Annotated in this window: 13 protein-coding genes; 11 read left to right on the top strand and 2 right to left on the bottom strand. The window is 54.6% G+C overall.

Features of this window, described 5'->3' with window-relative positions; translation table 11 throughout:
• Window positions 1–37 precede the first annotated feature (37 nt).
• Complete coding sequence (fabB, locus tag FDW95_RS03615) at window positions 38–1,258, top strand: beta-ketoacyl-ACP synthase I (RefSeq protein WP_096756333.1); 1,221 nt, start codon at window positions 38–40, stop codon at window positions 1,256–1,258.
• 236 nt (window positions 1,259–1,494) lie between these two features.
• Window positions 1,495–2,673: an MFS transporter gene (locus FDW95_RS03620; RefSeq protein WP_115257892.1), complete on the top strand. Its 1,179-nt coding sequence runs from the start codon at window positions 1,495–1,497 to the stop codon at window positions 2,671–2,673.
• Here the strand turns inward: FDW95_RS03620 and flk are convergent.
• Window positions 2,670–3,677, bottom strand: a complete 1,008-nt coding sequence (gene flk, locus FDW95_RS03625) for a flagella biosynthesis regulator Flk (protein ID WP_115259915.1) — start codon at window positions 3,675–3,677, stop codon at window positions 2,670–2,672. The genes FDW95_RS03620 and flk overlap by 4 nt on opposite strands.
• 108 nt (window positions 3,678–3,785) lie before the next feature.
• Between flk and pdxB the strand changes: the two genes are divergently transcribed.
• The 9 genes from pdxB to purF all read left to right on the top strand — a co-directional run bounded on the left by pdxB (window position 3,786) and on the right by purF (window position 12,954).
• Window positions 3,786–4,922: a 4-phosphoerythronate dehydrogenase PdxB gene (gene pdxB / locus FDW95_RS03630; protein WP_115257893.1), complete on the top strand. Its 1,137-nt coding sequence runs from the start codon at window positions 3,786–3,788 to the stop codon at window positions 4,920–4,922.
• A gap of 67 nt (window positions 4,923–4,989) precedes the next feature.
• A complete protein-coding gene (locus tag FDW95_RS03635) occupies window positions 4,990–6,003 on the top strand; it encodes an aspartate-semialdehyde dehydrogenase (protein ID WP_115257894.1) in 1,014 nt (337 codons plus the stop codon).
• Window positions 6,003–6,815 (top strand): tRNA pseudouridine(38-40) synthase TruA, encoded by an 813-nt coding sequence (gene truA / locus FDW95_RS03640; protein WP_096756340.1) that lies wholly within the window; start codon window positions 6,003–6,005, stop codon window positions 6,813–6,815. The genes FDW95_RS03635 and truA overlap by 1 nt, the downstream gene beginning before the upstream one ends.
• A 23-nt stretch (window positions 6,816–6,838) precedes the next feature.
• Complete coding sequence (locus FDW95_RS03645) at window positions 6,839–7,498, top strand: DedA family protein (RefSeq protein WP_096756341.1); 660 nt, start codon at window positions 6,839–6,841, stop codon at window positions 7,496–7,498.
• A 149-nt stretch (window positions 7,499–7,647) separates the two neighbouring features.
• Complete coding sequence (gene accD / locus FDW95_RS03650) at window positions 7,648–8,562, top strand: acetyl-CoA carboxylase, carboxyltransferase subunit beta (protein ID WP_096756342.1); 915 nt, start codon at window positions 7,648–7,650, stop codon at window positions 8,560–8,562.
• Window positions 8,563–8,750: 188 nt separating this feature from the next.
• Window positions 8,751–10,019, top strand: coding sequence for a bifunctional tetrahydrofolate synthase/dihydrofolate synthase (folC, locus tag FDW95_RS03655; protein WP_115257895.1), 1,269 nt, complete (start codon window positions 8,751–8,753; stop codon window positions 10,017–10,019).
• Entirely contained in the window at window positions 10,009–10,680 is a 672-nt protein-coding gene (gene dedD / locus FDW95_RS03660; RefSeq protein ID WP_115257896.1) for a cell division protein DedD, read from the top strand. The genes folC and dedD overlap by 11 nt, the downstream gene beginning before the upstream one ends.
• Before the next feature lie 234 nt (window positions 10,681–10,914).
• Entirely contained in the window at window positions 10,915–11,403 is a 489-nt protein-coding gene (cvpA, locus tag FDW95_RS03665; protein ID WP_096756345.1) for a colicin V production protein, read from the top strand.
• Window positions 11,404–11,436: 33 nt separating this feature from the next.
• A complete protein-coding gene (purF, locus tag FDW95_RS03670; protein WP_096756346.1) occupies window positions 11,437–12,954 on the top strand; it encodes an amidophosphoribosyltransferase in 1,518 nt (505 codons plus the stop codon).
• 101 nt (window positions 12,955–13,055) lie between these two features.
• Here purF and FDW95_RS23455 read toward each other — a convergent pair.
• A partial coding sequence (locus FDW95_RS23455; RefSeq protein ID WP_249358908.1) for a hypothetical protein occupies window positions 13,056–13,125 on the bottom strand: 70 nt, incomplete at its 5' end.

Here is a 13,125-nt window from a genome sequence, read left to right on the forward strand (position 1 = left end):
CGAAACTTTAAAATAGTGCGACTTACAGAGGTATTGAATGAAACGTGCAGTGATTACTGGCTTGGGCATCGTTTCCAGCATCGGTAATAACCAGCAGGAAGTCCTGGCATCTCTGCGTGAAGGACGTTCAGGGATCACTTTCTCTCAGGAGCTGAAGGACTCCGGCATGCGTAGCCACGTTTGGGGCAACGTAAAACTGGATACCACTGGACTCATTGACCGTAAAGTTGTGCGCTTTATGAGCGACGCATCCATCTATGCATTCCTTTCTATGGAGCAGGCAGTGGCTGACGCCGGCCTCTCTGCAGAAGTTTACCAGAATAACCCGCGCGTTGGCCTGATTGCAGGTTCCGGCGGCGGCTCCCCACGTTTTCAGGTGTTCGGCGCTGACGCAATGCGTAGCCCGCGTGGCCTGAAAGCGGTTGGCCCGTATGTGGTCACAAAAGCGATGGGCTCAGGTGTGTCTGCCTGCCTCGCAACCCCGTTTAAAATCCACGGTGTGAACTACTCCATCAGCTCCGCCTGTGCGACATCTTCGCACTGTATCGGTAATGCGGTTGAGCAGATTCAGTTGGGCAAACAGGATATCGTTTTTGCTGGCGGCGGCGAAGAGCTGTGCTGGGAAATGGCCTGTGAGTTCGACGCCATGGGCGCACTGTCTACCAAATATAACGACTGCCCGGAAAAAGCATCCCGTACTTATGATGCGAACCGTGACGGTTTCGTTATCGCAGGCGGCGGCGGTATGGTTGTGGTTGAAGAGCTGGAACACGCTCTGGCACGTGGCGCGCATATCTATGCTGAAATCGTTGGCTACGGCGCAACGTCCGATGGCGCAGACATGGTGGCTCCATCAGGTGAAGGCGCAGTGCGTTGCATGCAGATGGCGATGAACGGCGTAGATACGCCAATCGACTACCTGAACTCCCACGGTACCTCTACTCCGGTAGGCGACGTGAAAGAACTGGGCGCTATCCGTGAAGTCTTCGGCGACAACAGCCCGGCGATCTCCGCAACCAAAGCGATGACTGGTCACTCTCTGGGCGCGGCTGGCGTGCAGGAAGCTATCTACTCCCTGCTGATGCTGGAACACGGCTTTATCGCACCAAGCATCAACATCGAAGAGATGGACGAGCAGGCGGCGGGTCTGAACATCGTGACCGAACCGACTGAAAAAGCGCTGACGACCGTCATGTCCAACAGCTTCGGCTTTGGCGGCACGAATGCCACGCTGGTTATGCGTAAGCTGAAAGCGTAAGAGATCAGAACAGGCCGGATTTGTTATCCGGTCCATGCTATACAGTAAGGGGAGCCGCCTGGCTCCCCTTTTTTATATCGTTGACAATTAATCTGGTTTACAGGCAGACTCCAGGTTCAACATTATCCTCATGATAATGCGTAAGCGTTTAACGTTATCCAACGCACCTTAATCCTGATCGTCAGGTAGAGGGGGCGTGGGCATTCCTCGCCTTACTCTGCATTCTGGAGTAACGCATGACAGCAGTAACCCAACAAGAAAAAACACCGTCGGCGAATGTGTCGCTGTTTCGTATCGCTTTTGCCGTTTTCCTGACCTATATGACGGTCGGGCTACCTTTACCCGTCATCCCACTGTTTGTGCACCAGGAGCTAGGCTATGGCAACACCATGGTCGGCATTGCCGTGGGCATCCAGTTTCTGGCAACGGTCTTAACACGTGGCTACGCCGGGCGCTTAGCCGATCAATACGGTGCCAAACGTTCGGCGCTGCAGGGGATGTTGGCCTGTGCACTGGCGGGAGTCGCGTGGCTATTAGCGGCACTTTTACCCGTTTCCGTTCCAGTAAAGTTTGCGTTGTTGATTGTCGGACGTCTGATCCTCGGCTTTGGCGAAAGTCAGTTGTTGACCGGCACCTTGACCTGGGGATTGGGGCTGGTTGGGCCAACGCGTTCCGGCAAGGTGATGTCGTGGAATGGAATGGCGATTTACGGCGCCCTGGCGGCCGGTGCGCCGTTGGGTCTGCTGATCCACAGCCATTTTGGCTTTGCAGCGCTGGCGGCGACCACCATGGCATTGCCGCTGCTGGCATGGGCATTCAACGGCACCGTGCGTAAAGTGCCCGCCCATGCGGGGGAACGTCCTTCGCTATGGAGCGTGGTTGGGCTTATCTGGAAACCGGGGCTGGGGTTAGCGCTGCAGGGCGTGGGGTTTGCGGTGATCGGCACGTTTATTTCGCTCTATTTTGTCAGCAAGGGCTGGACGATGGCAGGTTTTACCCTGACCGCGTTCGGCGGTGCGTTTGTGCTCATGCGCATTCTATTTGGCTGGATGCCGGATCGGTTTGGCGGCGTGAAGGTGGCGGTGGTTTCTTTGTTGGTTGAAACCGTGGGGCTGCTGCTGCTCTGGCAGGCGCCAACGGCCTGGATTGCGCTGCTGGGTGCAGCATTAACCGGGGCCGGATGCTCGCTGATCTTCCCGGCGCTGGGCGTGGAGGTGGTGAAGCGCGTTCCTGCACAGGTACGCGGTACTGCACTCGGTGGTTACGCCGCATTTCAGGATATCTCCTACGGCGTAAGCGGTCCTGTCGCGGGTGTTCTGGCCACCGCGTACGGCTATTCCTCGGTATTCCTTGCCGGGGCGATTTCCGCGGTGGTGGGGATTGTTGTGACGCTGCTGACGTTGCGCAAAAGCTAAACGACGAGCCAGAATATAGCTAACACAACCAGTAGCGCCGCAAATAGCAGTCCCGGTCGCGCCGACAGTGATTTAACGGTTTCAATCACTGGCGTGAACGGGCTGTAAATCGGCTGGAGGTGGCGCGGATCGCTTAATTCCTGCTCCCGGTCACGCTCAACGCGGCGCAGGAAGATTTGATTGAGCAAATCCTGTATCTGCACGGTGGTCAGAATCGTTTGCGGTTGGATCTGATATGTTTGCTGCGCGTAGTCCTTGATGGCCACAAGTTCATTTGGCTCTAACGGCTGCTTGAGCACCGCCTGCAACGTTTGCAACGTCGGGGCATTTTGCAGGCTCAGCGTCTGGCGCGCCTGTAGCCAGGTGACCAGGTGCGTAAACTGTTTTGCCGGGATCAGCTCACCGCTTTTTACCCCAGACAGTTCCAGCATCGACTGCCAGATTAGCTTGCCGGATTCTCCTGTAGCGGCCGCTACTTTTGTAACCAGTTGATTCAGCGTGTTGTGCTCGGCGGGTAGCAGAGGGCGAGCGGTTGCCGGGCGTTGCTGCGGCTGCGGAATAGAAAGCTGCCCCTGCTGCAATAGCGTCAGCACATTTTTCAACTGATCGGGCGTGAGTTGACTGAGTGCCGTTTGTCCGTACTGTTGACGGATAAAATCGCTCACTGCCTGACGATTATTCCCCTGACTCAGCAGTTCCGTAAGCTGCGCCAGCACCTGACGATTGACATGCTTTTGTTGAGCAACCCCAAGTCGTTGGGTCAGGTTTTGTTCTGCAGCAGGAAAGTGACGTGACTGTAACGGCGTATCACTTTTGACGCCCAGATCGTGCTTCATTCCGGCCCACACCTCAGCGCTCTGCTGTTGGGTAAGTGAAATCAGACGGGTAATCAGTCGTTCCAGCACGGTACGTTGTTGCGTGGATAACGGTTGTTCGCCCGCAACGGAAGGGGCGTTTTGGCCTTCACCGGGAGGGCGCGCGGGCGTACCTGAAATGGGCTGCATCATCTCTGTTCCTTAAAACTGTGCTAGCCAGGTCTCGCAGTATGCCTGGCGGCGAGATTATGGCACACTTGCCCGGTTAACTCTCGTTCTCAAACAGGTGCGAAAGACGTGAAAATCCTCGTTGATGAAAATATGCCCTATGCCCGCGAACTGTTCAGTCGTTTGGGGGAGGTAAAAGCGGTTCCCGGTCGTCCGATTCCTGTCGCAGAACTGGATGATGCGGACGCCTTAATGGTGCGCTCGGTGACGAAGGTCAATGAAGCACTGCTTGGCGGAAAACCGGTTAAGTTTGTCGGGACGGCAACTGCGGGCACTGACCATGTGGATGAAGCCTGGCTTGCACAGTCAGATATTGGCTTCTCCGCCGCGCCCGGTTGCAATGCGATTGCGGTTGTCGAGTATGTCTTTTCAGCACTGCTGATGCTGGCGGAGCGCGATGGTTTTGCGTTAGCCGATCGCACCGTGGGTATTGTTGGTGTCGGCAATGTGGGCGCGCGTTTGCAGGCGCGACTGGAAGCATTAGGGATCCGCACGTTACTTTGCGATCCGCCGCGTGCTGACCGGGGAGACGAGGGCGATTTCCGCTCGCTGAACGAACTGGTTGAGCACGCCGATGTACTGACTTTCCATACGCCGCTGTTTAAAGACGGTCCGTACAAGACTCTGCATTTGGCTGATGAAGCACTAATTGGCCGACTGAAGCCGGGCACCATCCTGATTAACGCCTGCCGTGGGCCGGTCATCGACAATACCGCGTTGCTGTCCCGCCTTAATGCCGGGCAACATCTGAGCGTGGTGTTGGATGTCTGGGAGGGCGAGCCGGACCTGAATGTCGCGTTGCTCGAGAAAGCGGATATCGGTACGGCGCATATTGCAGGATACACCCTTGAAGGGAAGGCTCGGGGAACCACGCAGGTCTTTGAGGCCTATAGCAAGTTTATTGGCCGCGAACAGCACGTTGCACTGAGCACCCTGTTACCTGCCCCGGAATTTGGACGCATCACGTTGCATGGCCCGTTGGATCAGCCAACGCTGAAAAGGCTGGTGCATTTAGTGTATGATGTGCGCCGCGACGATGCGCCCCTGCGTAAAGTCGCTGGAATTCCGGGTGAGTTTGATAAACTGCGTAAAAATTACCTTGAGCGCCGTGAATGGTCGTCTTTGTACGTCATGTGTGACGACGCCGCTGCCGCTACCTTGTTGTGTAAGCTGGGTTTTAACGCCGTTCATCACCCGGCACATTAATGTCTTCTTAATGCTCCCTGTCGAATAATACGACAGGGACGCTTACGTATTTCTGGAGTAAATCACCATGTCTGAAGGCTGGAATATTGCCATTCTGGGCGCAACGGGCGCCGTAGGCGAAGCCCTGCTCGACACGCTGGCGGAACGCCAGTTCCCGGTCGGTGAGATCTATGCGCTGGCTCGTAATGAAAGCGCGGGTGAGCACCTGCGTTTTAACGGTAAATCAATCATTGTCCAGGACGTCGCTGACTTTGACTGGACTCAAGCGCAACTGGCCTTTTTTGTTGCGGGCGTGGAAGCCACCGCAGCATGGGTAGAAGAAGCCACCAATGCGGGTTGCCTGGTGATTGACAGCAGCGGTTTGTTTGCGCTTGAGCCGGACGTCCCGCTGGTGGTACCGGACGTGAACCCGTTCGTACTGGCAGATTACCGCAACCGCAACGTGATTGCGGTCCCTGGCAGCCTGACCAGCCAACTGTTGTCTGCATTGAAACCGTTGATTGACGACGGTGGCCTTTCGCGTATTACGGTGACCAATATTATCTCAGCTTCCGCTCATGGCAAAAAAGCGGTAGATGCGCTGGCCGGGCAAAGTGCGAAACTGCTCAACGGTATTCCGATTGATGACGACGATTTCTTTGGCCGTCAACTGGCGTTCAACATGCTGCCGTTGCTGCCAGACCGCGAAGGCAGTGTGCGTGAAGAGCGTCGTATCGTTGATGAAGTGCGTAAAATCATGCAGGACGAGGGGCTGATGATCTCCGCCAGCATCGTACAGTCGCCGGTGTTCTACGGTCATGCGCAAATGGTGAGCTTTGAAGCATTACGTCCGCTGGCAGCAGAAGAAGCGCGCGATGCGTTTGAGCGCGGTGAGGACATTGTGCTGTCGGAAGCGACCGATTTCCCAACCCAGGTCAGCGATGCGTCGGGTAGCCCACATCTTTCGGTAGGCTGCGTGCACAATGATTACGGTATGCCAGAACAGGTACAGTTTTGGTCTGTAGCAGACAACGTACGCTTTGGCGGCGCGTTGATGGCGGTGAAAATCGCTGAAAAACTGGTGCAGGAGTATATGTACTAATGTCTGACCTGCAACAGCTGCCCGTCCATAAAATTGCGCTGGGTATTGAGTATGATGGCAGCAAATATTATGGCTGGCAGCGCCAGAACGAAGTTCGCAGCGTTCAGGAAAAGCTGGAAAAAGCACTTTCGCAGGTCGCCAATGAACGCATCACGGTATTTTGTGCCGGGCGTACCGATGCTGGCGTTCATGGTACGGGCCAGGTGGTGCACTTTGAGACCACCGCGCAACGTAAAGATGCGGCATGGACGCTGGGGGTAAATGCGAATTTACCTGGTGACATTGCCGTGCGTTGGGTGAAAGCTGTACCGGATGATTTTCATGCGCGGTTTAGCGCCACGGCGCGCCGCTACCGTTATATCATCTACAATCATCGGTTGCGCCCAGCAGTTCTGGGTAAAGGCGTGACGCATTACTATGAGCCGTTGGATGCTGAACGTATGCATCGCGCGGCCCAATGCCTGATTGGGGAGAATGATTTCACCTCGTTTCGGGCAGTGCAGTGCCAGTCGCGCACACCGTGGCGTAACGTGATGCACATTAACGTGACGCGTCATGGTCCTTATGTGGTGGTAGATATTAAAGCGAATGCCTTTGTACATCATATGGTCAGGAATATTGTTGGCAGCCTGATGGAAGTAGGTGCCCACAACCAGCCGGAGAGCTGGATAGCAGAACTGTTAGCGGCGAAGGACAGAACGCTGGCAGCGGCAACGGCGAAAGCGGAAGGTTTGTATCTGGTGGCGGTAGATTACCCCGACCGGTTTGACCTGCCAAAACCGCCGATGGGCCCGCTATTTCTGGCGGACTAATTTGAGTCGTATAAAGGCATACTATGGAACTGATTTACTTTCTTATTGATTTTATCCTGCACATTGATGTGCACCTGGCGGAGTTGGTCGCGGAATACGGTGTCTGGGTATATGCCATTCTGTTTCTGATCCTGTTCTGTGAAACCGGACTGGTGGTTACGCCGTTCCTGCCGGGAGATTCGCTGCTGTTTGTCGCAGGCGCGCTTTCTGCATTGCCCACTAATGATTTAAATGTCCATCTGATGGTGGCGTTAATGATCGTGGCGGCAATCGTGGGCGATGCGGTGAACTACACTATCGGTCGGGTGTTCGGCGAAAGGCTGTTCAGCAATCCGAACTCGAAAATTTTCCGTCGCAGCTATCTGGATAAAACCCACGCGTTCTATGAGCGTCATGGCGGTAAAACCATTATTCTGGCGCGTTTTGTCCCTATCGTACGCACATTTGCACCGTTTGTTGCCGGTATGGGACACATGTCCTACCGTCATTTTGCACTGTTTAACGTAGCGGGCGCGCTGCTGTGGGTATTACTGTTCACCTATGCAGGCTATCTGTTTGGCGATCTGCCGGTGGTGCAGGAAAACCTGAAATTATTGATTGTGGCGATTATCGTCCTCTCCGTATTGCCTGGTGTTATCGAAGTGATTCGGCACAAACGCGCAGCATCAAGGGCGCAAAAATAGAAAGTAACTCAGCGGTTCGACCACTTTTTTGTCCAAAGTTTCGGGCTGTTATGTTTTAATGTGCAACATTCATGGTCTGTTGGGGGCAAAAATGGCATTATGCGCCCCTTATAACAAAGCTGACTAAGGTTCAGGCAGAAAGGTCACCAATGAGCTGGATTGAACGAATTAAAAGCAATATTACTCCCACCCGCAAGGCAAGCATTCCTGAAGGGGTGTGGACCAAGTGTGATAGCTGCGGTCAGGTATTATACCGTGCTGAGCTGGAACGTAATCTTGAGGTCTGTCCGAAGTGTGACCATCATATGCGCATGTCGGCGCGCAATCGCCTGCATAGCCTGTTAGATGAAGGTTCTCTTGTGGAGTTGGGTAGCGAGCTTGAGCCGAAAGACCTGCTGAAGTTTCGTGACTCCAAGAAGTACAAAGACAGACTGGCTTCTGCGCAGAAAGAAACCGGCGAAAAAGATGCGCTGGTAGTAATGAAAGGCACGCTTCACGGTATGCCGGTCGTTGCAGCCGCATTCGAGTTCGCGTTTATGGGCGGCTCCATGGGCTCTGTGGTTGGCGCACGTTTTGTTCGTGCCGTTGAGCAGGCGCTGGAAGACAATTGTCCGCTGATCTGCTTCTCCGCTTCCGGCGGGGCGCGCATGCAGGAAGCGCTGATGTCGCTGATGCAGATGGCTAAAACCTCTGCGGCGCTGGCAAAAATGCAGGAACGCGGTTTACCATATATCTCTGTACTGACTGACCCAACCATGGGCGGTGTTTCCGCAAGTTTCGCGATGCTGGGCGACCTCAACATTGCTGAACCGAAAGCACTGATTGGCTTTGCCGGTCCACGTGTTATCGAGCAAACCGTACGTGAAAAACTGCCGCCGGGATTCCAGCGCAGTGAATTCCTGATTGAAAAAGGCGCTATCGATATGATCGTCCGCCGTCCGGAAATGCGCCTGAAACTGGCGAGCGTTCTGGCGAAGCTGATGAATCTTCCGGCGCCGAATCCGGATGAGCCGACTGAAGGCGTAGTGGTACCTCCGGTACCCGATCAGGAATCAGAGGCCTGATAACGGACTCTATGGATTTCGCGTCGCAGGAAGACGGTGAGTGATTCCCGATGAGCTTACACCGCTAAGTGATTCGGGGGAGCGAGCACAGCCAACGCGCCTGCAACGTGAAAGACGACGAGTAGAAAAGGGCAGGCCGGTTGGCGCTGCCCTTTTGCTTTTATTAACGTGACGAATTGACAGGCATCATGGACAATAAACGTATTCCCCAAGCCGCGTCGCCCCTGGCGTCGTGGCTTTCTTATCTGGAAAACCTGCACAGTAAAACCATCGATCTCGGCCTCGAGCGCGTCAGCCAGGTTGCACGAAATCTGGGTGTGCTGAAACCCGCGCCGTTTGTTTTCACGGTGGCAGGCACCAACGGTAAGGGTACAACCTGCCGTACGCTGGAATCCGTACTGACCGCGGCGGGATATAAAGTCGGGGTATACAGTTCTCCTCATCTGGTGCGCTACACGGAACGTGTTCGCGTGCAGGGGCGTGAACTCGCGGAATCTGCCCATACTGCCTCGTTTGCCGAGATTGAAGCCGCACGCGGTGATATTTCGCTGAGCTATTTTGAATACGGTACGCTGTCGGCGCTGTGGTTATTTAAGCAGGCTAAGCTTGATGTGGTGATTCTGGAAGTCGGCCTGGGCGGGCGCCTTGATGCTACCAATATCGTTGATGCTGATGTCGCCGTAGTCACCAGTATTGCACTTGACCATACTGACTGGCTGGGGCCGGATCGCGAAAGCATTGGTCGTGAGAAGGCCGGGATCTTCCGCGCTGAAAAACCGGCCATTGTCGGTGAACCGGAAATGCCTTACACCATTGCCGATGTGGCACAAGAGACCGGGGCTATTTTGCAGCGCTGTGGCGTCGACTGGCGCTATACGGTGACGGAAAGCGACTGGTCCTTTACCGACAGTCACGGTACGCTGATGCATCTTCCGTTACCTCAGGTGCCGCAACCGAATGCCGCCACGGCGTTGGCTGCGCTACGGGCAAGCGGACTTGATGTTAGCGAGCAAGCGATTCGTGAGGGGATTGAGCAGGCCATTTTACCGGGGCGTTTCCAGATTGTGAGCGAATCGCCGCGCGTTATTTTTGATGTCGCACATAACCCTCATGCAGCAGAATATCTGACCGGGCGTCTGAAAAAGTTAGTGAAAAACGGGCGCGTGCTTGCGGTTATCGGTATGCTACATGATAAAGACATTGCCGGTACGCTGGCCTGGCTGAAAAGTGTGGTAAACGCGTGGTATTGTGCGCCCCTGGAAGGGCCGCGAGGCGCGACGGCAGAACAACTGCTGGAACATCTGGGAACAGGTGAAGCCTATGATAGCGTGGCGCAGGCATGGCGTGCGGCGTTGGCAGATGCAAAACCAGAAGATACCGTGTTGGTGTGTGGATCGTTTCACACTGTCGCACATGTCATGGAAGTGATAGACGTGGGGAGAAGCGGTGGCGAGTAAGTTTCAGAATCGATTAGTCGGCACAATTGTGCTGGTTGCGCTTGGGGTGATTGTGCTTCCTGGGCTGCTTGACGGGCAGAAAAAACATTATCAGGATGAGTTCGCGGCCATTCCGTTGGTGCCAAAACCTGGTGACCGCGATGAACCGGATATGATGCCTGCTGCCACGCAGGCGCTGCCGACGCAGCCGCCGGAAGGTGCAGCAGAAGAGGTGCGTGCGGGCGATGCTGCCGCGCCGTCGTTGGATCCGTCGCGCCTGCCGGTGGCTAACGGCGCGGAGTTTGATCCTATTCCTGCTCCGGTCGAGCAACCTAAACCTAAACCGAAGCCACAACCTGTTGTTGCGACGCCAGTGCCAACACCGGCCGCCCCTGCACCTGCACCGAAACCGGTTGTCGCAGAAGCGCCGGCACCGACCGGCAAAGCGTATGTTGTGCAACTGGGTGCGCTGAAAAATGCGGACAAGGTCAATGAGATCGTGGGTAAACTTCGCGGTGCGGGTTTCCGGGTATTTACTTCCCCGTCCACGCCGGTACAGGGTAAAATAACCCGTATTCTCGTTGGGCCTGACGCCTCCAGAGATAAGCTGAAAAATTCGCTTGGCGAACTGCAGAAGATCTCCGGCTTGAGTGGGGTCGTGATGGGGTATACCCCTAATTAAGGGGACGTTGCCTGATGGCGCTGCGCTCTACGGCGCTACGCTTAGGTAGGCCGGATAAGGTGTTTACACCGCCATCCGGCAGTGCCCAAAGAGGCAAAAAGTTAGATGGCGTTGAAGATTTTTTCAGCGCCATTTTTATTTACGCGTGGAAAGGAAATCCCTACGCAAACGTTTTCTTTTTCTGTTAGAATGCGCCCCGAACAGGACGACAGGGCGTAAAATCGTGGGACATATATGGTCTGGATTGATTACGCCATTATCGCGGTGATTGGTTTTTCCTGTCTGGTTAGCCTGATCCGTGGCTTTGTTCGTGAAGCATTATCGTTGGTGACTTGGGGTTGTGCTTTCTTTGTCGCCAGCCATTACTACACTTACCTGTCTGTCTGGTTTACGGGCTTTGAAGACGAACTGGTTCGAAATGGGATTGCTATCGCGATACTGTTTATCGCGACACTTATCGTCGGCGCTATCGTTAACTTTGTGATAGGCCAACTGGTGGAGAAAACAGGTCTGTCGGGTACCGACAGGGTGTTGGGGATCTGCTTCGGTGCTTTGCGCGGAGCGTTGATCGTCGCCGCCATACTGTTCTTTCTCGATACGTTTACCGGTGTGTCGAAAAGTGAAGACTGGAGTAAGTCGCAGCTGATCCCGCAGTTCAGTTTCATCATCAGATGGTTCTTTGACTATCTGCAAAGCTCGTCAAGTTTCTTGCCCAAAGTATAAATTTTGGGTCGTTGCTGAACGAGGAAAAGACGTATGTGCGGTATTGTCGGTATCGCCGGTGTTATGCCGGTAAACCAGTCGATTTATGACGCGTTAACGGTGCTCCAGCATCGTGGCCAGGATGCCGCTGGCATCATCACCATTGATGCCAACAACTGCTTCCGCTTGCGAAAAGCGAACGGCATGGTGAGCGACATTTTTGAAGCTCGCCATATGCAGCGTTTGCAGGGCAATATGGGCATCGGTCATGTGCGTTATCCAACAGCTGGCAGCTCCAGCGCCTCCGAAGCTCAACCTTTTTATGTCAACTCACCGTACGGTATCACGCTTGCCCACAACGGCAACTTGACCAACGCCCATGAGCTGCGTAAAAAGCTGTTTGAAGAAAAGCGCCGCCACATCAACACCACTTCCGATTCAGAAATCCTGCTGAATATTTTCGCCAGTGAGCTGGATAACTTCCGCCACTACCCGCTGGAAGCGGACAATATTTTTGCCGCGATCGCCGCGACGAACCGCCAGATCCGTGGTGCCTATGCCTGTGTAGCAATGATTATCGGCCACGGTATGGTTGCCTTCCGCGACCCTAACGGTATCCGTCCGTTGGTGCTGGGTAAACGCGATATTGGTGATGGCCGCACCGAGTATATGGTGGCTTCTGAAAGCGTGGCGCTGGATACCCTTGGCTTTGAATTCCTGCGCGACGTTGCGCCCGGTGAAGCGGTCTATATCACTGAAAAAGGCAATTTGTTTACCCGTCAGTGTGCGGATAATCCGGTCAGCAACCCGTGCCTGTTTGAGTACGTTTACTTTGCGCGTCCTGATTCGTTCATCGACAAGATTTCCGTCTACAGCGCCCGCGTGAATATGGGCACCAAGCTTGGCGAAAAAATTGCTCGTGAGTGGGAAGATCTGGACATCGATGTGGTGATCCCTATTCCGGAAACCTCGTGCGATATCGCGCTGGAAATTGCCCGGATTCTCGGTAAACCGTACCGTCAGGGCTTTGTGAAAAACCGTTACGTCGGCCGTACCTTTATCATGCCGGGTCAGCAACTGCGTCGTAAATCCGTGCGTCGTAAGCTGAATGCCAACCGTGCTGAATTCCGCGATAAGAACGTGCTGTTGGTAGACGATTCCATCGTGCGCGGGACCACCTCTGAACAAATTATTGAGATGGCGCGTGAAGCCGGGGCGAAGAAAGTGTACCTGGCCTCTGCGGCACCGGAAATACGCTTCCCGAACGTCTATGGTATTGATATGCCCACGGCGACGGAGCTGATCGCTCATGGCCGCGAAGTTGACGAGATCCGCCAAATCATCGGCGCTGACGGTCTTATCTTCCAGGATCTGAACGATCTGATCGAAGCCGTCCGCGCAGAGAATCCGGATATTCAGCAGTTTGAATGTTCCGTGTTCAACGGCGTGTACGTCACCAAAGACGTTGACCAACAGTACCTCGATTTCCTCGATTCCCTGCGCAATGATGACGCTAAAGCGGTATTGCGTCAGAATGAAGCGGAAAACCTCGAGATGCACAACGAAGGGTAAGTCAGGGCATGCCGGATGGCGACGCTTTGCGTCTTATCCGGCCTACAGTCCACCATCGTTGTAGGCCGGATAAGGCGTAGCCGCCATCCGGCATTTTTATGTTACGCCTCGTCGACCCAAATCCGCATTTCACCTTCGCCACGATTGGCCCAGCTAAACCACGGAATAAAC

Source organism: Citrobacter sp. wls718 (genome assembly GCF_005280945.1).
In the GTDB taxonomy this organism is placed as follows: Bacteria; Pseudomonadota; Gammaproteobacteria; order Enterobacterales; family Enterobacteriaceae; genus Citrobacter; species Citrobacter gillenii.

Excerpts from the sequence above, each read along its gene's own strand:
- fabB (WP_096756333.1), top strand. The coding sequence starts at position 38 with ATGAAACGTGCAGTGATTACTGGCTTGGGCATCGTTTCCAGCATCGGT.
- FDW95_RS03620 (WP_115257892.1), top strand. The coding sequence starts at position 1,495 with ATGACAGCAGTAACCCAACAAGAAAAAACACCGTCGGCGAATGTGTCG.
- flk (WP_115259915.1), bottom strand. The coding sequence starts at position 3,677 with ATGCAGCCCATTTCAGGTACGCCCGCGCGCCCTCCCGGTGAAGGCCAA.
- FDW95_RS03635 (WP_115257894.1), top strand. The coding sequence starts at position 4,990 with ATGTCTGAAGGCTGGAATATTGCCATTCTGGGCGCAACGGGCGCCGTA.
- truA (WP_096756340.1), top strand. The coding sequence starts at position 6,003 with ATGTCTGACCTGCAACAGCTGCCCGTCCATAAAATTGCGCTGGGTATT.
- FDW95_RS03645 (WP_096756341.1), top strand. The coding sequence starts at position 6,839 with ATGGAACTGATTTACTTTCTTATTGATTTTATCCTGCACATTGATGTG.
- accD (WP_096756342.1), top strand. The coding sequence starts at position 7,648 with ATGAGCTGGATTGAACGAATTAAAAGCAATATTACTCCCACCCGCAAG.
- folC (WP_115257895.1), top strand. The coding sequence starts at position 8,751 with ATGGACAATAAACGTATTCCCCAAGCCGCGTCGCCCCTGGCGTCGTGG.
- cvpA (WP_096756345.1), top strand. The coding sequence starts at position 10,915 with ATGGTCTGGATTGATTACGCCATTATCGCGGTGATTGGTTTTTCCTGT.
- purF (WP_096756346.1), top strand. The coding sequence starts at position 11,437 with ATGTGCGGTATTGTCGGTATCGCCGGTGTTATGCCGGTAAACCAGTCG.